This window comes from Bacteroidota bacterium (assembly GCA_037133915.1).
GTDB lineage: Bacteria > Bacteroidota > Bacteroidia > Bacteroidales > CAIWKO01 > JBAXND01.
This window is the reverse complement of the sequence record JBAXND010000007.1, coordinates 1-22,087: the sequence shown is the minus strand read 5'-3', so window position 1 is coordinate 22,087 and position 22,087 is coordinate 1. Positions and strand designations below refer to the sequence as shown.

General features: G+C 43.0%; 15 protein-coding genes. 8 read left to right on the top strand and 7 right to left on the bottom strand.

Going from position 1 to position 22,087, the window contains the following annotated elements; translation table 11 throughout:
* Positions 1–50: 50 nt before the first annotated feature.
* Together WCM76_03885 and WCM76_03880 are read left to right on the top strand one after the other, a co-directional pair.
* The gene (locus tag WCM76_03885; protein ID MEI6764756.1) at positions 51–1,289 is read left to right on the top strand and encodes an ABC transporter permease; all 1,239 of its coding nucleotides are present in this window, start codon (positions 51–53) and stop codon (positions 1,287–1,289) included.
* A gap of 26 nt (positions 1,290–1,315) precedes the next feature.
* Entirely contained in the window at positions 1,316–3,667 is a 2,352-nt protein-coding gene (locus tag WCM76_03880) for a BamA/TamA family outer membrane protein (protein ID MEI6764755.1), read from the top strand.
* 11 nt (positions 3,668–3,678) lie between these two features.
* On the opposite strand, the gene mscL is transcribed toward WCM76_03880, so the two are convergent.
* The 6 genes from mscL to WCM76_03850 form a co-directional block, all read right to left on the bottom strand.
* The gene (mscL, locus tag WCM76_03875) at positions 3,679–4,098 is read right to left on the bottom strand and encodes a large-conductance mechanosensitive channel protein MscL (protein ID MEI6764754.1); all 420 of its coding nucleotides are present in this window, start codon (positions 4,096–4,098) and stop codon (positions 3,679–3,681) included.
* A 76-nt stretch (positions 4,099–4,174) separates the two neighbouring features.
* A complete protein-coding gene (locus WCM76_03870) occupies positions 4,175–5,734 on the bottom strand; it encodes an NAD(P)/FAD-dependent oxidoreductase (GenBank protein ID MEI6764753.1) in 1,560 nt (519 codons plus the stop codon).
* A gap of 147 nt (positions 5,735–5,881) precedes the next feature.
* Positions 5,882–6,493 (bottom strand): hypothetical protein, encoded by a 612-nt coding sequence (locus WCM76_03865; protein MEI6764752.1) that lies wholly within the window; start codon positions 6,491–6,493, stop codon positions 5,882–5,884.
* A 112-nt stretch (positions 6,494–6,605) separates the two neighbouring features.
* Positions 6,606–11,396: an excinuclease ABC subunit UvrA gene (locus tag WCM76_03860; GenBank protein MEI6764751.1), complete on the bottom strand. Its 4,791-nt coding sequence runs from the start codon at positions 11,394–11,396 to the stop codon at positions 6,606–6,608.
* Positions 11,397–11,456: 60 nt separating this feature from the next.
* Positions 11,457–12,632, bottom strand: coding sequence for an SAM-dependent methyltransferase (locus WCM76_03855; GenBank protein MEI6764750.1), 1,176 nt, complete (start codon positions 12,630–12,632; stop codon positions 11,457–11,459).
* A gap of 55 nt (positions 12,633–12,687) precedes the next feature.
* The gene (locus WCM76_03850; protein MEI6764749.1) at positions 12,688–13,368 is read right to left on the bottom strand and encodes a Crp/Fnr family transcriptional regulator; all 681 of its coding nucleotides are present in this window, start codon (positions 13,366–13,368) and stop codon (positions 12,688–12,690) included.
* A gap of 145 nt (positions 13,369–13,513) precedes the next feature.
* Between WCM76_03850 and WCM76_03845 the strand changes: the two genes are divergently transcribed.
* The 6 genes from WCM76_03845 to WCM76_03820 all read left to right on the top strand — a co-directional run bounded on the left by WCM76_03845 (position 13,514) and on the right by WCM76_03820 (position 21,047).
* The gene (locus tag WCM76_03845; protein MEI6764748.1) at positions 13,514–14,059 is read left to right on the top strand and encodes a DsrE/DsrF/DrsH-like family protein; all 546 of its coding nucleotides are present in this window, start codon (positions 13,514–13,516) and stop codon (positions 14,057–14,059) included.
* Positions 14,060–14,079: 20 nt separating this feature from the next.
* On the top strand, positions 14,080–14,331 hold the full coding sequence (locus WCM76_03840; protein MEI6764747.1) for a sulfurtransferase TusA family protein: 252 nt from the start codon (positions 14,080–14,082) through the stop codon (positions 14,329–14,331).
* A 143-nt stretch (positions 14,332–14,474) separates the two neighbouring features.
* Positions 14,475–14,903, top strand: coding sequence for a hydrogenase iron-sulfur subunit (locus WCM76_03835; GenBank protein ID MEI6764746.1), 429 nt, complete (start codon positions 14,475–14,477; stop codon positions 14,901–14,903).
* 32 nt (positions 14,904–14,935) lie between these two features.
* Complete coding sequence (locus WCM76_03830) at positions 14,936–17,683, top strand: FAD-dependent oxidoreductase (protein ID MEI6764745.1); 2,748 nt, start codon at positions 14,936–14,938, stop codon at positions 17,681–17,683.
* A gap of 32 nt (positions 17,684–17,715) precedes the next feature.
* On the top strand, positions 17,716–19,923 hold the full coding sequence (locus WCM76_03825; GenBank protein MEI6764744.1) for a CoB--CoM heterodisulfide reductase iron-sulfur subunit A family protein: 2,208 nt from the start codon (positions 17,716–17,718) through the stop codon (positions 19,921–19,923).
* Positions 19,920–21,047, top strand: a complete 1,128-nt coding sequence (locus WCM76_03820) for a 4Fe-4S dicluster domain-containing protein (protein MEI6764743.1) — start codon at positions 19,920–19,922, stop codon at positions 21,045–21,047. Before WCM76_03825 ends, WCM76_03820 begins: the two co-directional genes overlap by 4 nt.
* A 12-nt stretch (positions 21,048–21,059) precedes the next feature.
* On the opposite strand, the gene WCM76_03815 is transcribed toward WCM76_03820, so the two are convergent.
* Positions 21,060–21,656 (bottom strand): class I SAM-dependent methyltransferase, encoded by a 597-nt coding sequence (locus tag WCM76_03815; GenBank protein MEI6764742.1) that lies wholly within the window; start codon positions 21,654–21,656, stop codon positions 21,060–21,062.
* Between the last annotated feature and the right edge of the window lie 431 nt (positions 21,657–22,087).

The following is a 22,087-nucleotide window of genomic DNA, read 5'->3' as shown; positions in this document are numbered from 1 at the left end:
ATAACAGAATCAATCTTTTTGCGTTGTAGCAGAAAGAAAACCGAACATCAATGGCGTTACTGATTGCCGAGAATCTTCGAATTTCGCTGATATCTATTAAGAGTCAGCTGTTGCGCGCCATCCTGACGATGCTGATTATTGCCTTTGGCATCATGGCTCTGGTTGGGATACTCACTGCTATTGAATCAATTAAAGGATCTATTAGCAGTAACTTCGCAAGGCTGGGTTCGAATACATTCAGCATTCGTAATCACGCCATGCGTTTCCATGGTGGTCCTGAGCAGAGCCGCATTGATTACCGGAATATTTCATTTAAAGAGGCTCAGGAATTCAAAGAGAAATTTGCATTTCCGAGCGTGATTTCAGTATTTACACATGGCACGCATACTGCGACGCTGAAGTATGAATCTGAAAAAACGGATCCGAATATTGCAGTAATCGGCATTGATGAAAATTATTTGCTTACGTCCGGTACCGAGATTGCCGAAGGCCGTAATTTTTCATCCCGAGAAGTTCGCGATGGTTCATATGCTGCAATTATCGGCACCGACATTCAGAAGAAAATTTTTCCGGGCAACGTCAGCCCTCTGGATAAAACGATTTCAATTGGTCCATATAAATTCAAAGTGATTGGCATTTTGAAGTCCAAGGGCAGCAGCATGGGGTTCAGCGGAGATAAGAATTGTTTGATTCCGCTCACCAATTTGCGGCAATATGTTTCCGGTTCCGAACTTTCGTTTACTGTTAATGTAATGGTCAACAATACCCAATCCATGGATGTTGCTATTGGTGAGGCAACCGGATTGATGCGCATTATCCGGAAAGTTCTTGTTGGAAATCCGGCAAATTTTGAAATTGAAAAAAGTGATAATCTGGCGCAGATGCTGCTTGGCAACATACAATATGTTACTTTGGCGGCAACCATCATTGGCTTAATTACATTGCTCGGCGCAGCCATTGGTTTGATGAATATCATGCTTGTTTCTGTAACCGAGCGCACCCGCGAGATTGGAATCCGAAAAGCGATGGGAGCCACCAGTCAGGCCATTCGCAACCAGTTCCTTATGGAGGCGATTGTAATAGGGCAGTTGGGCGGATTGTTAGGAATTATTCTGGGTATTTTGGCCGGTAATTTAATGTCGTTGTTGCTCGATAGTGCTTTTGTTGTGCCATGGCTTTGGATATTTTCGGGTATATTGTTGTGTATGGGCGTAGGATTGGTGTCGGGTATTTACCCGGCAATGAAAGCCGCGCGCCTCGACCCGATTGAAGCATTACGGTATGAATAATTTGTAGTAATACTCCTTTCAATCTGATGAAGCGAAGCCTCTTCCGTATAACCTTTTTACTGCTTGCTGCTTTCGGAGTGGTTTCATGCAATCCTGCCAGAAAACTTGCATCGGGTGAGTATCTTCTTGTGAAAAACACCCTGAGCGTTGATAAAAATAAACCGTCACCCGACGAATTCACGGGGTTTATCAAGCAGGTTCCGAATCATAAAACCTTCGGGCTGTATTTTAATCTCAGGGTTTATAATATGGCGAAACCCGGAAAACGCGACAGTAAATTCAAACGGTGGCTGCGTAATACCATTGGTGAACCGCCCGTAATACTGGACACGACACTGCATGATAACAGCGTAAAAATGATGAGGCAATACCTCGATAATCATGGATACTTTAACTCACAGGTAAGCAGGGAATTTGAGTATAAGCCAAAGAGAAAAAAGGTAAAAGTACATTACAGTATTCATGCTGCCGAACCATATTTTATTCGTACCGTCAAATACAATATTCCGGACCCTGAGATTTATAAAATTGTCTCCGGCGGACTGAGTGCCAGTAAAATAAAAACCAATGTAATTTACAATACCGATGATATAGATGCCGAACGCGAACGGCTTACACGCGCATTATTGAATGAAGGCTATTTTTATTTCTCTAAGGAGTATATCAGTTTTGAGGTAGATAGTGCGTTGAATTCACACAAGCTTGACCTTACATTATCAATCGCTAATCCGGTTGTCAGGTTAGCTGAATTTCCCGATTCGCTCGCTCCCGGAAAGCACGTGCAGTACCTTGTAAACAGAGTATATGTAAATACAAACTACAGTGTTCGCAGTAATGAAACCCTTCCTGCAGATACTGTATGCGTGGTGATACCTCACCGGCGTAAAGACAGACCACCCAAAGTATATTATTTTATCTATCACGGTAAACTTAAAATCAGACCAAAAAGCGTTACGCAATCTGTGTATATTGATGCCGGATGGAATTATGCCGTCAATGATGTGGAACGAACATTCAGGCAGTTGAGCGCTATCCGGATGTTTCGCTATGTGAATATTCTTTTTAATGAAGTACCTGATTCAACGCGCAAATTAATTGACTGTTCCATTTTGCTTACCAGGGCGCCGCTTCAGGCGTTCTCTGTTGATGTGGTTACAACGAACACCGGTGGAGAACTTGGTCTGTCAACAGGTTTGATTTACGAAAACAAGAATTTGCTGCGAGGTGCTGAGGTATTTAAAATTCGGGTTAATGGAGCTGTAGAAATCCAGAAACTAAATTTCGGCAGCAAAACAGATCCGGCTCTTAAAAAGCTTCCTTTCTTTAACACCATTGAGTATGGCATTGAAACAGGTATAGCGTTCAATCGTTTTCTGATACCCATTCCGCAGGAACGGTTTTCAAAATCATTCAGACCACGCACATCCATCAACACAGGGTATAATTATCAGAAACGACCTGATTACACCCGTTACATTGTGAAAGGGAGTTTTGCCTATGAGTGGAATGAATCTGATTATAAATCGCATATTTTTACTCCTTTTGAGGTGAATATGGTGAAGATTTTTCCTGACAGCACCTTCTCCGCTAAAATTGAAGCGCTTCAGGACCGTATTTTAAAAAACAGTTATAAAGACCATTTGATAACTGCACTGAAATACAGTTATATTTACAATACGCAGCAGTTAAACAAGGTGTCTGATTTTATTTATTTCAGAACCGACGCAGAACTCGCAGGACTTTTGTTCTGGGCTTACAGTTATGCCAAGGGTGAGCCGGGCAGTTATTCGGTAAGTGATATTCCGTATTCACAGTATGCGAGACTGTATACTGATTTCAGGTTTTATCATATGTTCGATGCGAAGAATACACTGGTTTGCAGGGCTGCTGCGGGTATTGGTTTTCCGCTCAATAAATTCAACACACTGCCGTTTGAGAAAAGTTTTTATATGGGCGGTGCCAACAGTATGCGCGGTTGGCGCCTGAAAACGCTGGGACCGGGCGCCTACAAATCGGTCGATACAACCCTCCTGCAATTTGACCGCACCGGAGATATTGGGTTAGAAGCCAATCTGGAGTACCGTTTCCCAATATATAAAATTTTGAATGGCGCTATTTTTCTGGATGCCGGCAATATATGGCTGCGCAAAAAAAGTGATAATTTTAAAAATGCGGAGTTCAACGTACAGAAGTTTCTTGGGCAAGTTGCGCTGGATGGTGGCTTGGGCGCTCGTCTGAATTTTGGTTTTTTCGTGGTACGTCTCGACGGGGCAGTAGTTCTCAAAGACCCCGCCATGCCTGAAAAACAACGCTGGATGTGGGACAACTCAAACAGGTTGCTCGTAATCGGAAACCTTGGAATCGGTTATCCTTTCTAACAATAACACACCTACTTTTTTTCTTTCAGCGTATCGCGGATTTCTTCGAGCAGTTTTTCGGAAGCTGTTGGTGCTGCTGGTGCCGCGGGAGCAGTTTCCTGTTTCTTTTTAAGTTTCATCATAGCTTTTACCACCAGAAACATGGCAAATGCAATAATCAGAAAATCGAATAATGTCTGAAGAAAATTCCCGTAATTCAATGTTACTGCTGGAATAGCTTTGCCTGCCGCATCAACCGCTCCGGCCTTGATAATGAACTTCAGGTCGGTGAAATTCACACCTCCGATAAGAAGCCCGAGTGGAGGCATGATGATATCGGCTACGATGGATGAAACAATTTTTCCGAAGGCACCGCCAATAACGATACCGACTGCCAAATCAACGATATTGCCTTTTGAGGCGAAGTCTTTAAATTCATTTACAAATTTCATATTATTACCGGTTTAGAATCAGTGTGTGCATTGACAAAAATAATAAGAACCTTCTTAATATTTATAATAATTAATATCAGTATATCAGCGTTTCCACACATTTGTCTGCGCATCGTTCGCCGTCGATGGCTGCTGATACAATGCCTCCGGCATAACCGGCACCTTCACCACAGGGGTATAATCCTTTTATTGAAATATGCTCAAGTGTTTCAGAATCTCTTGGAATACGCACCGGCGATGAAGTGCGCGATTCGGGTGCAAGCACAACGGCTTCTTCCGTAAGATAACCTTTCATAGCTTTTTCGAATTCTTTAAAACCTTCTTTCAAAGCCTGATGAATGGGGGCAGGGAAGATACTCTTTAATTCAACTGAAGTAATTCCCGGTTTATAGGACGTTTCCCGCAAGTTTAGTGATTGCTTGCCACTGACAAAATCAACAAGCCGCTGGGCCGGCGCTTTCTGTGTTTTGCCTCCCTCGTGCCAGGCTTTTTGTTCTATGCTCTGTTGAAAAGCCATAGCAGCAAGTGCTCCCTGACTCTCAAACTGCTTAAAATCTCCGAGATTCAGTTCTACAACAACGCCTGAATTTGCATAAGGCATATCCCTTCGTGATGGCGACCAGCCATTGGTCACAATTTCGCCATTTTTTGTGGCACATGGTGCAATTACACCACCCGGGCACATGCAAAAAGAATACACGCCACGGTTGTTGATTTGCCGTACAATATTATATGACGAAGGAGGCAGAAACAGTCCTCTTTCTTCTTGCTTATACTGAATTTTATCAATGATACTTTGCGGATGCTCAACTCTTACACCCAGCGCAAATGGTTTAGCAATGATTGCGATTCCTTTGCTGTGAAGCAATTCGAACATATCGCGTGCCGAATGTCCGGTTGCCAGTATAAGTTTTGTGGCATTAACAATCGTTCCGTTATGAATTTTAACGCCGGCAACCTCATTGTTTTTGATAATAATATCCGTTACTCTTGAATTGAAGTGAACAATCCCGCCGTGCGCAATAATACATTCACGGATATTTGAAATGATACCCGGCAATTTGTTCGTTCCAATATGCGGGTGTGAATCAACCGTAATTTCTTTTGTTGCGCCAAATCCTACTAAGAGCTCGAGTATGCGGTTTGTTTCACCACGCTTTTTTGACCGTGTATACAGCTTGCCGTCTGAAAAAGTTCCTGCGCCTCCTTCGCCAAAGCAATAATTAGAATCCTCGTTAACAAAGCCATCGAGGTTGATTGCTTTTATATCGGCAACCCTTGATTTTACGTCTTTTCCACGTTCAATAATGATGGGCTTCAGACCTTTTTCAATACACTTCAACGCCGCAAAGAGTCCTGCAGGTCCGGCACCCACAATAATTATTTCACGGGCATTTGTTACGTCTTTATATTCGGGAAGCACTACGCTTATTTCCTCAAAGTCTTCATCAATGTAAACGTGGATTTTTAAATTAATCTTAATCGTTCTTTGTCTGGCGTCGATTGATTTTTTAATGATTTCAATATGCCGTATTTCCTCAATATCAATACCTGTTGTTTCCGCAACATGCATTTTTAATGCATCAGCGTCTGCTGCAGTTTCAGGTGAAACCTGTATTTGAAATTCTTTGTTCACGATGTGTATTTTTTGTAAAGAAACGAATTTATTGCTGATAAAAAAGATGCCTGCTTCATTTAGCAGGCATCTTTAGTTTATTAAAATCAGTACTTGAATTCTTGACTTTTTAAAGTTGAACCGATAAACCGGTTGTAACATGCGACTTTATTTTACCGCTTTCGCAATAAGTTTACCAATAGTTCTGCCTGTATTTCCATAAGCAATACTGATACGCAATCCGATGTCATAATTAGCATACGAAAACGCTTCGCCCTGGCATTTGTCAATGGTTACTTTTGCAAGTTCAGAGCCGCTATCATCTACAAGTGTTATAATTGTGTTTATCCATGTAGGCTTTTCTGCATAGCTTATACCTGTGTATAATCCGGGTTCAATAACCAGTGTTTTTACAATCAATTTGTACCTGGCATCTGCAGCACCTTCGCTTGCGGTTATTCCTTTTTTACCGATAACGCTATTCAGGTACTTGAGAAATTCAGGTTGATACCTGTTCGTGCGATCATCTTTCCATTTTGTAACCCATGCATCGCCATCACCTGCTTTCGCTTTGTTTTTCGCTTCAATGGTTCTTTTTATGTAGGCATCTTCGTTTTCCTTTCCAACGGTCATTCCGTCGTAATTGAATTCAACATTCAGCGATGTTTGACCTTTCAGACTGGCAAAGCTGCCTGAAACTACTTTTACTTTTTGGGCATTTACACTCGTACCCAACAGGAGACATAATCCTGCAACCAGCATAAATTTTACATTTTTCATAGGAAGATAGTTTACGTGAATATTGATATTAATTCGACTTCATGCTCACAAATATATGATAAAAATGGGCGAATTGAACTTGAGAGATATCATTTTTGTGAATTAAAATATCTCAGGACGCTGATATCACGTATCCGCCATTCTGACCTCCGGCAGGACCAAGTTCAATAATGTAATCGGCATGCGCCATTACTACTTCATCGTGGGTAACACAAATGATGCTTGCACCTCGGTCAATAAGCTCATCAAAAAGTAAAAGAAGATGCAGTGTATCTTCAGGATGAAGTCCGCCGGTTGGCTCATCCAGCAAATACAGCATTTTATGCGATTTTGCACCTGACAGTCCGGCAACAAGTTTGAGCCGCTGCAATTCTCCTGCCGACAAGGTATTCATAGGTTGCCCGGCAGTCAGATATCCAATCCCGGTGCGTTCGGCCATCATTAAAATTTTTGAGACCTGACTCCTTGCTTTGGGCGAAATGTTTCTTTCCAGAAACTTAGCTAATTCGGTAAACGGAAGTTCAAGAACGTCGGCAATGCTGAGGTCTTCTATTTTAATTTTCAAGATTTCAGACCGGTATCGTTTGCCTTTGCAGGTCTCGCACGTTACCTGTGCGTCACTCCAAAAATCCAGACTCACGTTCGTGTTACCGCTGCCTTTGCAATCGGGGCATTGCCCATCGCGCGAAAGAAATGAGAACGCCGATTCTTTGAACCCCGCTTCTTTTGCGGAAGCAGTTGCTCCGAATATTTTTTTCAGAGAATCGGCAATTCCTAACCATGTAGCCGGTATCGACATGGCGCTGCCCACAGGAACGTCCTGTTCAATTAGTAATAAATCGTCAAAATTTTCAAACCCTTTGACAGACGAGCAGTTTACGGCTTTGCCTGCATTATAACTATTATATATTACTTCAGATAGAAGGCTCGTCTTGCCGCTGCCGCTTACACCGGTAATGGCTATTAATCCCCGTGAAGGAATCCGTACATTAATATTTTTTAGATTGTTGGCATAGGCGCCTTCAATGGTTAAACCATCAGGCAATTGCCGAGATAGCGTCAGGGCCGATTCTATGATTTGGTTCATTCGGTCTGTGACATCGGCCGGCAAACCTGAATAAATAATTGTTCCTCCTGCCTTACCTGCCGAGGGGCCAAGTTCAATAACATGCTGTGCTGTATCCAAAAGTGCCGGCGACATCTCAACCATCAGTACGTTATTTCCATTGCTGTTCAAACTTTCTATCAGCTCACGCATTCGCAAGATATCCTTACGGTGAAGCCCGAATGATGGCTCGTCGAGTACATACGTGATTCCTGTGATTGAAGAACGCATGAGTGCGGCAAGTTTCAAACGTTGGAATTCTCCTCCCGAAAGGCTTGATACCAATCGTCCTAAGCCTATATACCCAAGTCCTGCTTTAACCAGTGATTCGAGTCGTGGTACTATTTCAGTAATAAAGCCATATGCTGTTGCACGCTCCGCATCGCTGCTGAAGCAATTTGCAAAATCTTTCCTGAACCATGGTATTGCCTCATCCGCTGACCAGGAGCATAGCTGACCGATATGTACAAAGCCAATCCTGAAAATCAGTAATTCGGGTTTTAACCGATTGCCATCACATACCGGACAGATTTTTTTGGTCATCAAATGCATCATTGCATCACCCCGATGACCGTCATGCTTGCGCTCATATTCGGTGTTGATGTGTCCGCAAAAGCCCGGCCATTGGGCTTTCATGTTATGTGTACCCTCGTGACTGCCACGTTTGTATTTCCATTCTACCTCAAAAATTTCGTCGTCGCAGCCATAGAGTGCAAGGTTTCTGGCTTCTGAAGTTAATTGCAAGAATGGCAGACTGAAATCGAGGTTGTGCACTTTTCCGACAGCAAGAAGCGTATGAACATATTGTCCGTAAGGGTCACCATAAAACTTTCCTGTGATTGTGCCGTCAAGTGCACCGGCAATAATCGGAAGTGTGGCATCGGTAATCAATTTATTTTCATCACACACAGTGAGTAGACCCAAGCCTTTGCAAACCGGGCATGCGCCTTGTTCATTATTGAAAGAAAAGGCCGATGATAATTCCATTCTATTGCCTGTCAAATCTTTGCCAAGTCGGCTGTAAAGCAGCCGGTACAAATCATACAGACCGCTGTAAGTGGCAACTGTTGAGCGGGGATTTTTCAAGGGATTTTTTTTCTGGACGCTGATAGCGGGCGTAAGTCCGTTGCAGCTATCAAGTACCGGGTTCCCGGTTTTCCCGATGAACTGCCTGACGTATGACGAAAGTCCGTCCATGAACCTGCGCTGACTTTCTGCATAAAACGTATCAAATACAAGCGATGATTTTCCGCTTCCCGAAACACCTGTAACTGCCGTTATGGAATTGAACGGTATTGAAATGTCAAGATTTTTCAGATTGTTTGTACTTACGCCATGCAGACTCATGGCTTCATTCGTGTTAAAAATATTTTTCTTGTTATTATTATATTGGTCAGAATTCCCTTCAATATAAGCTTTTAGCGATTTCCCCGTCAGGGAAGATGCGCATTCAATAACATCTTGTGGAGTGCCTTCAATTATCAGATTTCCGCCATCGTCTCCTCCTCCGGGACCCAGATCAGCAACCCATCCGGCACGGAGTATGAAATTAGGGTCGTGTTCGATTGCGAGAACTGTGTTCCCTTTATTCACGAGTTTTGTGAGCGCATTTATAAGTACTTCGGTGTCGGCCATATGAAGACCGGTGGTTGGTTCATCCAGAACGTACAGAACATTCCCGTTTGCCGGACGTGCCAGTTCCGAGGCAAGTTTTACGCGTTGTGCTTCACCACCCGAAAGTGTCGTGGAGCGTTGACCAAGTTTAATATAACCAAGTCCTAGTTCAATAAGAACAGATGTAATGGCGACTATTTTCTTTTGATCGTTGAAAAATTCATGCGCTTCATCAATTGATAATTCAAGAATTTCAAAAATATTTTTTCCATTATACTTGATATCAAGAGTCTCTTCAGTAAAGCGTTTCCCATTGCATTCTTCACAGGGGACTTCTATGTTGCCCAAAAAGTGCATGCCGAGCTGCTGTGTTCCGGCGCCATTGCATGCATCACATCTTCCTCCTTTTACAACAAATGAGAATTGCCCTTTTTTGAATCCTTTTTGTTTGGATTCGGGAAGCGCCGCGAGCAGGTCGCGGACATAATCGCTCAGACCCGTATAAGTTGCAGGATTGCTGTTGGGCGTGCGGCCGATGGGCGACTGGTCGAGGTGTATTACCTTACGAAAATCGCCGGTACCACCTGATTTTGCCGGAATAATTGTTTCAATCAGAAATCCTGCAAGACTCGATTTTCCGCTACCTGAAACGCCTGTCAATACGTTGAATGTGTTAAAAGCGAAATGGACATTGATGTGCTTCAGGTTGTTTTTATCGGCATCGGCTATTTCAAAAAATGTCTTATTTTTTGCTGTCGTATCAGCTTCAAATCTATGCGGATGTTTGAGGAACTGTGATGTGATGCTTTTCGGTATAAGCACATTCAGAAAATCTTTTGCAGGTCCGTTGTATAATATCTCGCCCCCTTTTTCGCCCGGCCCCGGTCCGATGTCTATAATCCAATCGGCAGCATGCATGGTTTGTTCATCGTGCTCCACCACAATAGCGGTATTACCATTATTCACGAGCTTACGAATCACACCAAGCAATTTATGATGATCAGAAGGATGCAGTCCGGCACTCGGCTCGTCAAGCAAATACAGTACATTGCGCAATCCCGTTGCCACCTGATTTCCCAATCGTATTCTCTGTGCTTCACCTCCTGAAAGACCTGTAGATTCGCGGTTCAACGTGAGGTATCCAAGTCCGAGTTCACAAAGTCCCTCGCTGCGTCGTATAATAGCTTCTACTACGGGGTCGGCAACTTGTTTATCTGTTACCGGAATGGAAAACGAAGAGAACCATTGATGTATTTGCTGCAAACTCATGGCGCTGAAATCGGCTATGCTTAATCCCCACAGCCTGAAAGAAAGTGCCTGCTCATTCAGCCTTTTACCATAGCATGAAGGGCAGGTAAATGAGCGCACAAAGCGCATAATATTCGGATTGCGTTCTCTTCGCAGAATTTCTTCCATCACCGGAAGAATGCCTTTGTAAAATTCTTCAGCTCGGGGCTTGGCTGTAATGCCCGTCCACCGTAACCTCGATTCCAGCGGGTGCTTACCGAATAATACTTTAATTTTTTCGGAACCGTACCACACTATATTTTTTTGCTCGTCCGTAAGGTCGTGCCAGGGAATGTCAACATTGAATCCTTCGGCACGACACACTTGGTCAAGCACCGGCAGGGTTACCTGCGAATAAATGATATAGCCGTTTGGGGTGGAAAGCACGAGTGCGCCTTCGCGCAGGCTTTTGGTTTCGTCGTCTACAATGAGCTCGGGATCAATATGGTCTTCAACGCCGAGCCCTTTGCAAACCGGGCAATAGCCTTTGGGCGAATTGTATGAGAACAGGCTGCGGTCAGCTTTCGCACTAAATGTGGCTGATGTTCCTAACCGTGCAAATAACAAGCGTAAATAATCGTTAATTTCCGTTAATGTACCTACAGTTGAACGCGGATTGCGAACGACAGAATTTTGATTTACAGATACTACGGGGAATAGACCTTGTATGCTGTCGGCTTTTGGTTTGCTTAGCTTTTTTTCGGACTGATAATTTCCACCGGTAAAATGATCGATAAAAAGTCGTTGTCCTTCGCGGCTGATAACATCGTGAACAAGGCTTGATTTACCGCTTCCGGAAACGCCGGTAACTACAATGAGCCTGTAATGAGGAATGCGTAAGTTTACATTCTTTAAATTATTTTCGCGGGCACCTTCAATAATGATCTCTCGTTGCATTATGTCGCAGCATTTGTTGCGAAGATAATCAAAGGTTTTTTATGTGCGAATAATAAGAAATCAATAATTTTTTCCAAGTAATTTTTCGAGATGGTGATATTCGATTCCGTATGATTTTTTAATGTTACGAATCATTTCAGAAATATCTTTTTTAGGTAGATTTCCGGCTTTTTTAACTCCGGTAATCATTAGATTTTTAGGCGTATGTTCAGTAGAAATGAATTCAAAAACTTTTGTTTTATAGCCGCAGTCTTCCATAATCAAAGCGCGGAGTCCGTCGGTAATAAGCTCTGCCTGCCGTTCTTCAAGTATGCCGTGTTTGAGCAGTGGTGCCATTTCATTATTTACGCTGAATTGTTTCCTGATTTGTTTCTGGCAGCATGGTGCAACTACTATCAGCGATGCCCCGGCAGTTATACCTTTCCAGATGGCTTCATCCGTAGCAGTATCGCAAGCATGCAAGGCAATAAGCACATCTGCTTTTTTCAATTCCGTTGATTCAATGCTCCCTTCGGTAAAATGCAAACCCTTGTAATTGCAGGCTGTTGCTATAGAATTACAATAGGCAACAAGTTCTTTTCGGAATTCAACGCCTGTAATATTTACCTTGACTTTCAGAAAATTAATAAAATAATCATAGAGTGCGAATGTAAGATATCCCTTGCCGGATCCCATATCCATGATTACAGCATTTTCAGGGAGGTTCAGGTTTTTAAATTCAGCATCAAGCACTTCAATGTATTTATTGATTTGCCTGAATTTAGCCGTCATGTCTTTTTTTAATGTCCAGTCGGAACCTGTAATTCCGAGTTCGCGCAGGTATATGTTATTTGTTGTTTCAATGAAACTCTTTTTTTTGTGATCATGTTCAAGCTCGGGAAGCGCTGTATTTGCTGCTTTTACTGTTTTAAGTCCGGTATTTCCTTTTTGATTCCTGACAAATTGCACGGTTTCCGTTGCAGTAAAAAGATCGGCATTGTAAAAATCATTGGTCAGAAGATTCAATATTTCTTCAATCCCTTCTTCTATTCCTAAATTTCGAGTTATTTCCCTGGTCGGATATTGGTATACAAAAGACAACCTGAGTCCTGCACTTATCCGCACCAGCGTAATTCTAACTCTTGTTGTCTCAAGGTTCTTATTCCTTTTTTTTGCAATGGTGAGTTTTGCAAGTTTCTGTGAAGTTGCTGCTTCTTTTATTTTTTCAATGAAAATGCTAAGATTGTTGTTGTCCATTTATAGAGAGTAAGGGTGTCAGGGAAGGTCAATATATTTTTTCGGATAAAGATTTTTAGCCTTTTTCGCTGATTTGGTTCAGGCGTTCTCGGTTGCAGATTTTAATGTCTTTGGCTGTCATTTCTATAATTCCGTCATTAGCAAATTCGGTGAGCACTCGACTTACGGTTTCTCTTGACGTTCCTATCATATCTCCAATCTCACCTCGGTTAAGCGGAAAGTTGAATTGCTCACTTTCATATAATTTATCGGAAAAACATATCAGTGTTTCTGCCAACAAACCGGGAATTTGTTTTTGTGACTGGCTGGTGTATCGTTGATAATCCAGCAATTCGTTCCTGCATAGTTCGGCAATAATCTCGAAAGCGAATTTTCCGTTACTGAAGATGAAGTTCCGAAAGAGGTTGCTGTCGATAAAACAAACCGTTGTATCTTCAATAGCTGTTGCCGAGAACTGATTGATTTTATCGCCGAATGTGGTCGGAATACCCAGATAGCTGGGCGCTTTTATAAGTCTTAGAATTTTATCATGCGCGGGTCCCGACCGATGAAGTTTTGCAATCCCCTTCTTGAGATAAGTGACGTTCAGCGAAAGTGCTCCTTCCTTAAAAATAATTTCGCCTTTTTTGAATTTTACCTGCACACTGTTATTTTCAAGAACTTCGAATTCTTCGTTGCTGAGGTTGCGTGCAGCGGCCGATTTAATCTGACAATCCTTGCAATTGTGTTTTTCCATTTGGTTAACGGTCTTGTACAAAGGTACTAAAATATTTGTGAGGTGTGATGAATATCACAGCAGGGTATGCTTTATCGCACGGTGGTCTTTGTTTTATGAATAACAAGCGGTAATACTTTTGTGTTGAATCTAAAATCAAAAAACAATGGACAACGAAATGGATCTCAAAATACAGGAATTGGTAAAGAAAGTCGGGAAACTTGAAAAAGGCACCAAAGATCAACTTTCTATGGTAGTATTCTCGGGCGACCTCGATAAAATCCTGGCGGCAATGATTATTGCTACCGGTGCTGCTGCCTATGATATGAAGGTCAAATTGTTTTTTACTTTTTGGGCAACGGCTGCCTTGCGCGATCCGGGTAAAAAAGTTGCCGGTAAAAATTTTATGTCGAAAATGTTTGGAATGATGCTGCCTAAAGGCAACAAAAAACTAAAACTCTCGAAAATGAATATGATGGGAATGGGCACTTCCATGATGAAAGGTTTGATGAAGAAAAAAAATGTAGCATCGCTTGAGCAGATGTTCAAAACCGCCGGCGAACTGGGCGTTCAAATCAATATTTGTGAAATGTCTATGGACTTGATGGGATTTAAAAAAGAAGAAATGATGGATTATCCGCATATGACAATTTGCGGTGTGGCCACCTTTTTAGCCGATGCAAGTGAAAGTAAAGTTCAATTATTTATATAATCAATAAAGGAGAAATTATTATGACAACAGAGGAATTGAAATCAGTCGAAGCCAAACAAATTGTGGATGCCCGTGGTACTGCATGTCCGGGTCCGCTGCTCGCAGCAAAAAAAGCTATTGGTGATATTGAATCCGGAGACGTAATGGAAATACTTTCATCCGATGAAGGTACAAAACACGACATTCCCAGATGGTGCGAGAAAATGGAGCACGAATTTTTAGGTATTGTTGAAGAAGACAGCTATTCTAGATTATTTCTGAAAAAAGCATAAATCAGCTCTCGAAATCTTAGCTATTTCGCTGGGCATAGAATCGGCATGAGTATTTTTTTCAATGCGGGATAACTGCATTGAAATTAATCATCACCTATTACTTATTACCTTTTTCTGTATCATTTAAAGTCATAATAAACATTATGAGCGAACCCAACCACAGGCCTAAAATACTGGTCTTTTCAACAGACAAGATATCTGACCCGGGCATTGACCAGGCCGGACTGAGAAAGATTCACTATTCACCTGCAGTATACGTGATAAGCCTTCCATGCTCATCAGGCATCAAGCCAAAATGGATATTGCATGCGCTGGAACGTGGATTCGACGGCGTATTTATTGCTGCTGACGGTCATGAATGCTCTTACAGCCCTAAATGTGCCGAACATACGAATACCATCATTACCGACTCCCAAAAAATAATGAAGGAGCGCGGAATCAACCCGAAGCGCATTAGAATGGCTGCTATTTGCTCTGTATGTGCCGAGCCCTTTGCCAGTCACATGGATAACTTCAGCCGCATTCTGAATGAAATTGGAAGCATATCCACAGAAAAATATGTTGCGCAATAAGAATTTGCCGGAATATAATCACAATAAGAATCATGGCTAAAAAAGTAAATAAGTACGATGCACTCGTGATAGGTGGTGGCATTGCCGGACAGGAAGCTGCTCTGAGCCTCGCCGACATGAATTACCAGGTGTTGCTTGTGGAGCAGGGATTATCCATTGGCGGTAAAATGATACAGCTTAGCAAAGTGTTTCCTACGCTTGATTGCGCTGCCTGTATCACCACACCTAAAATGTCGGAAACGGCCCGCCATCCTAATATTACACTGATGCTGAACAGCGGAATTGAAGGCATTTCAAAAGTGAATGGTCATTTTGAAGCGGGCATCATCAATAATCCGCGGTATATTATTCCCGAAGCATGTACCGGTTGTCAGGAATGTGAAGTCGCTTGCCCTGAGGTGCGTTCCGACGAATACAATGCCGACCTTGCCGGTCGTAAAGTAGCATATATACCATTCAGCCTGGCGAATCCACGCATTGCAACCATTGACCGCAAAGATGTTTCGGCGCCCTGCATCAACGAATGTCCCGGTGGGGTTAAACCATATGGTTACATATCACTGGTGCGCAACGGTCAGTATGAAGATGCCATGAAGCTGCATCTTGAAGATATTCCGTTACCGGGAAGTCTTGGCCGCGCCTGTTATGCTCCCTGCCAGAATGAATGTACCCGTTCAAACCTCGATAATGCTGTTGATATTCGAAACATCAAGCGATTTTTTTCTGACGGGTATTATGCATCACACCCTGAACCTGCAGTTCTGCAGAAAGCCGAATCAACGGGTAAACGGATTGCTGTAATCGGCTCCGGACCGGCCGGTCTCACTGCTGCTTATCATCTTGCGTTAAAAGGTCATTCGGTTCAGATATTTGAAGCTGCAGCTGTTGCAGGTGGCATGCTTATGCTCACACTTCCTGAATATCGTCTTCCGAAAACCATTGTGGAACGGGATATTAAAAATATTACTGCTCTAGGTGTAGAAATTGTTCTGAACAAAAAAATTGAGAATATTGCAGCTTTGCGCGATGACGGTTTCGACAGCGTTTTTATTTCCGTTGGAACACATGAAACAAGCCGTCTCGATGCTCCCGGTTATGACCTGGACGGCATCGTAGGTTGCCTCGATTTTCTGCGCGAGGCGAATATTGGTGAAAAACTTGATTTGCGGGGTAAAAAGGTGATGGTGATTGGTGGCGGAAATACGGCTATTGACGCATCGCGCACTGCCCTTAGGCTGGGTGCTGCTAAAGTTGATGTTGTGTATCGCCGCAGCCGGCAGGAAATGCCTTGCTTTGAACCTGAGATCAGAGAAGCCGAAGAAGAAGGTGTGAACTTACTGGTGCTGCGCAATCCGGTTAAATTCATTGGTGATAACGGGGTGGTGAAGAAAGCGGTGCTTGTTAAAATGGCACTTGGAACTCCCGACGAAAGCGGCCGTCGCAGGCCCGTTCCCGTTGATGGTTCGGAATATGAAGTTGAGGTGGACCTTGTTATTGGGGCTATCGGCCTGCAGCCTTCCACATCCGGATTTGCATCGCAACTGAAATTGAAAAAGAACGGTACCATTGCCGTAAATGATAAAACGTTGCAGACTGAGGAGCCTTCCATCTTTGCAGGTGGCGACAGTGTCAGCGGCGCTTCAACAATTATTGAAGCAGCAGGGCAGGGCAGAAGAGCTGCGTTTTACATGGATAAATTTCTCCATGGCTTCAATCCCGATGAGTTTGAATCGGGTGATAAACTCCCGGCAGTAGATAAAAAAGAAATTCTTAAGAAAGCGCCGGTATCAAAGCTGCCTGCATTAAAAAGTAAATTGCGCTCTGCAAATGTGCGTGTGCATGATTTTAAGGAAGTTGAACTTACTTATACCGAAGAAGAAGCCAAACGCAGTTCTGCACGCTGTCTTGATTGCAGCAACTGCCGCGAATGTCATCAGTGCGTTTCCGCTTGCCCTGCAAATGCTATTGATTTCAGTCAAAAGAAAGAAGTTGTTGAAACCATTGCAAAATCAGTCATCATCACTACCGGTTATAAATTATTTCCACCATCCGGGAAACCCGAATTGGGTTATGATAAATATCCCAATGTGATTGACTCCATGCAAATGGATAGATTGATTGCTCCCACAAGGCCGTATAATAATGTGCTGCGTCCGGGCGATGGCAAGGTGCCCGATAATATTGCATACGTATTATGCACCGGTTCGCGCGATTCGAGTATTGAAAATATGCCCTGTGGCTCCGACTGTGCCAACAATCCCATCTGCTCGCAGATATGCTGTATGTATTCCATAAAGCAGGCGCAGCTGCTTATGGGCGCGCTGCCCATGGCCGACATCACAATCTATTACATTGACATCAGAGCGTTCGGAAAAGGCTATGAAGAGTTTTTTCAGCAGTCGAAGTCAATGGGTGTAAATTTTGTGAAAGGAAAAGTGGCGAAGATTCGCGAGAAAGATTCCAAAGGCGATCTCATTTTGCGGTACGAAGATGTTGCTACGGGAACCGTCAAAGAAGCAAAGCACGATTTGGTGGTGCTTTCGGTAGGCGTAGTTCCGAATAAAGGAATTCCGGGAATGTTCACCAATCAGAAGCTGGAACTGGATGATTATAATTTTGTGAAACAGATGCAGGAACTCACAAACCCATCAATCACCAGTATTGACGGAGTTTTTGTTGCAGGCGCTGCCTCCGGACCTAAAGATATTCCCGACTCCATACTTTCAGCAGGATGCGCTGCATCTGAAGTGGCGGGCTATTTATCGGCTTTATCAGAATAAATTTTTGTACAGAATAAGTAAACAAAGCGTGTATGAAAGAGCGAATAGGTGTTTATATATGCCACTGCGGTGGAAATATCTCTGATTACGTTGATGTTGAAGAGATAGGTAAAATGCTTCAGGGCGAAGATGGCGTTGTGATATCAAAAGATGTGATGTTTGCCTGTGCCGATTCCAACCAAAAGGCGATGGTTAATGACATTAAAGAGCATCACCTGGATGCGATTGTTGTTGCGTCCTGTTCGCCTAAGCTGCATTTACATACCTTCAAGGGCGTTGCTGCGCGTGCCGATTTGAATCCTTCAAATTATGTTCAGGTTAATATCCGGGAACAATGTTCATGGCCACATTCCGATCAAAAACACGAAGCATCAGTAAAAGCGGTCGGGCTCATCCGCGCCGGAATAAAGCGTGTGTCGCATTCGGAATCTCTTGAAAATATCGAGATTCAGGTGAAACGTGCTGTCCTTGTTGTAGGGGCCGGTCTTGCCGGAATGCGCTCTTCTGTTGAGTTGGCACGAATGGGTAATGAAGTTTACCTTGTAGAGAATGATTATTTTGTGGGTGGTCGGACAGCTCAGCATGGCTCACTTTTTATGGGCGGAAATGATGGCAAAGAACTGGTGGCATCGATGTATGCAGAAATGAGGAAACTTCCCAATATTACCATCTTCACCGGTTCAACAATTGAAAAAGTATCAGGAAGCATCGGTAATTTCAGTGTTGATATAAAAATCAATCCGCGCTATATCAATGGCAAATCTGAACGTGCGGATGTTGAAAAAGCGATGGATGAATGCTCTGTAATGGTACCTGATTTGTTCAGACATGGAATCTCAGAGCGCAAAGCTATTTACAAATCGTATCCTTCTGCATGCCCAGATGTTCCTGTAGTTGACGTTGACGCTCTGAAAAATGAAACTGCTTTTCTCGAAAAATATGCGAAGGTTATAGACCTGAACCAGCAGCCCGAATTGCTGAATCTCAGCACGGGCGCGGTAATCGTTACTACGGGTTTTGATTCATACATTCCTAAGCAAGGAGAATATCATTACGAAAATCATGAAAATGTGATTACGCTGCCTGTCTTTTTGCAATTGATGGAACAAAATGGGGGAGTTCTGCAGTACGATGGTAAACGCGTGAATAAGGTTGCTTTTATTTATTGTGTGGGCAATCGTCAGGCAAAAGGCGATAATAAATATTGTTCCAGAACCTGCTGTTCATCGACCATGCAAGCTAGTCTTGTATTGAATGAGAAGTTTGAGAATATTACAAGTTACCACGTTTACAGAGATATCAGAACATACGGAAAGCAGGAGATTTTATTTGAAAAGGCTTCGAAACAAGGCGATGTATTTATACGTTTTAATGAAAAAGATCCGCCTGTTGTGGATTCTGACAGCAAAGGTCTGCTGATAAAAGTGAAAGATCACCTGACCTCTAAAATGGAACTTGAAATTCCTGCGGATCTGGTTGTGCTTGTAACTGGCATGGTGCCACGGGCTGACAGCCTTGATATTTCTGGTAAATTTAAAATTCCTGTGGGCAGTGATAAATTCTTTAACGAGATACATCCTAAGTTAAAACCGGTCGAAACCGTTATTAAAGGTGTTTATATTGGTGGCGCCTGTCAGGGTCCGAAGAACATTACCGAATCCTTGCAATCCTCTTTATCGGCTGCTGCCAAGGTGAATGCACTGTTGAAAGGCGGTTCGGTTTCACTCGACCCGATTGTCGCATCGGTGAATGCGAATGCTTGCCTGTGGTGCGGAAAATGTGCCGAAGTATGTGAATATTCTGCTATTCGGGAAATTGAATCATCCGGAAAACACATTGCTGCCGTAAATCGTGCTACCTGCACCGGCTGCGGAATATGCGCTCCTGTTTGCCCGACAAATGCCATTGAAGTAGCTCAATATACGGATCTGGAAATTGAAGCAATGATTGATGGCTTTACAGAAAAGGCCGAACTCGCGGTGCATTCAGAAAAACAAGAAGAAGTGACAGATAAGAATGCCGTAACCATGAAAGAATATCCTCAGCTGTGGAAAAGTATTCTTGGCGTGATGAACGGCGGCAGAAAAACAATTCCTGAGGTTGCTGAAGCATTGAATATGAAAACCGATTCGGTTACATGGCAGATGATGACCATGAACAAATACAGCATCATAGTCGCTGACGGACTTGATAGCATGGAAGTATATTACTATTACAAAATTAAAAATTCCCAATCATGAGAAGGGCCAGACCTGAGTTTGCATCGGAAATTGTAAAATACGGTGCAAAGGATTTTAAGGCGTGTTATAACTGCGGCACGTGCACTGCCATCTGCAATCTTACTGATAAAAACGCAAACTTCCCGCGTATGTTCATCCGTTACGGAGTATTGGGGCAAACAAGTGATATCAAGCAAAGCAAAGAATTGTGGATGTGTTATGCCTGTGGCGATTGTTCTGTAAACTGTCCGCGTCAGGCGGCTCCGGGCGATTACATGGCTGCAATGCGTCGCTACGCAATTGCGGGTTTCGAACCTACAGGACTAACCGGAATGATATTTAAAAGCAATATCTTTTCGTTATTTATAACACTGTTTTTAGCATTCATTCTTGGCTTTTTCCTGATGACTCTCAAACCCGAAATGGAAATTGCACGCTGGATATTTGAATGGCTGCCCTATGCTGTCATTCATACAATGGGTCTTGTGATATTCAGTTTTACCGGGCTTTCCATGGTTTGGGGTTTAATCAGCATGACTATGGCGCTGTCTAAAAGTGTGAAAAAGGATGTGAAGCAGAAAAATGGTTTTTTTAAAACGCTTTCTCTTGTAGGACGTGAACTAACCGCCATGAAACGATACCGCGATTGTGATTCAGACGAAGGTTCATTCTGGAATGACAAGCCCTGGATGGTCAGACCGTGGTTTGTACACTGGTCTATCATGTGGGGATTTTTAGGATTGTTGCTTGCAACGGTGTTGGACTTCATGTTGAAAGATCCGGCTACGGATATGTGGCTTCCAAGCCGCCTGTTAGGCACTGTTGCCGGACTTATGATGATATACGGAACCAGCCTTGCTATTTACTATCGTATCAAAAAAATCGCCCGTTCCTATCAGGAAACCAAAATGGCTGACTGGCTGCTGCTCATTTTTCTGTGGCTTGCAGGATTTACCGGCTTCTGGCTGGAAGCTGCAGTATTCTTCAATTTGAGCAATATGGCAAATCAGGTGGTATTTATGATACACACCATTATTTCAATGGAATTGGTGCTGCTCTTTTCTTTTTCTAAGTTTGCACACGCCATATATCGCCCATTAGCACTGTATTTTTACAGCCGGACAAATGTTTCGTTGAAGAAATAGTAAAATATTATTCTATTTATTTTTTGCAAATAGGCGTACCACGCTTGCTTTCCCTTCGTGGTAATTGCCTTCCTGCAGGGTTGTTTCAATGGTCGCCAGCTCAAGAATATTCATGTCCGACAAAATTTCTTTGAGCTCTGATTCGGAGAAAAGCATGGATGCATCTCTCGGCCCGCCTGAGTTGAACTTTGTCTGCTCTTTCGAAAAGCCTTCCAGAATAAGCATTCCGCCGGGTTTAAGGAAACTGAATAGTTTTGAATAGTATTGCGCCCTTAATTGAAAGGGCACGTGTGCGTAGATGAGCGCCAGTGCATCAAATGAATGTTCCGGATAATCGGCATCTTCAAATTCCGCAATATCATAAGTGATAGTAACATTCTTGGTTGCCGCAAGTTTCAGCGCCTTTTCGCGACCGACGGTGCTTTGATCAAATGCAAAGACGTCCCAGCCGAGCGTTGCTGCATACACTGCGTTACGGCCTTCACCTTCAGCGGGCAAAAGTATTTTTCCTGCTGCTAAGGATTGCAGTTTTTCTTTGAGATACTCATTCGCTTCCGTGCCGTAGATGTATTCTTCAGAGGCGTAGCGTTCATTCCATGTTTCATCCATGATGGTTGTATTTTTTACTGATAACTGATTTTGGTCACTGATAACTGTTAACTGTTAATTGTTTGCTGAAAATTGTTTATTGTTCCTTTTTCTCTGCTGACTCTGTCTTCTATTTTTTTTCACTTTCGGCTCTTGACTTACGACTCACGACTTACGACTCACGACTTAATTTGCGACTCATGCATTTTCGTCACATTTTCTACTCATTATCCGTGAGCCGCCAATCTCTATTCATTCATTCCTTCTACTGACCTTAAACCCCTCCGGGGTAAATAAATTCTTCTGATTCTGTCTTCTTTTTTTTTCACTTACGACTTACGACTCACGACTTACGACTTAATTTGCGACTCGTGCATTTTTGTCACAATCAAAACGTATTATCCGTGAGCCGCCAATCTCTATTCATTCATTCCTTCTACTGACCTTAAACC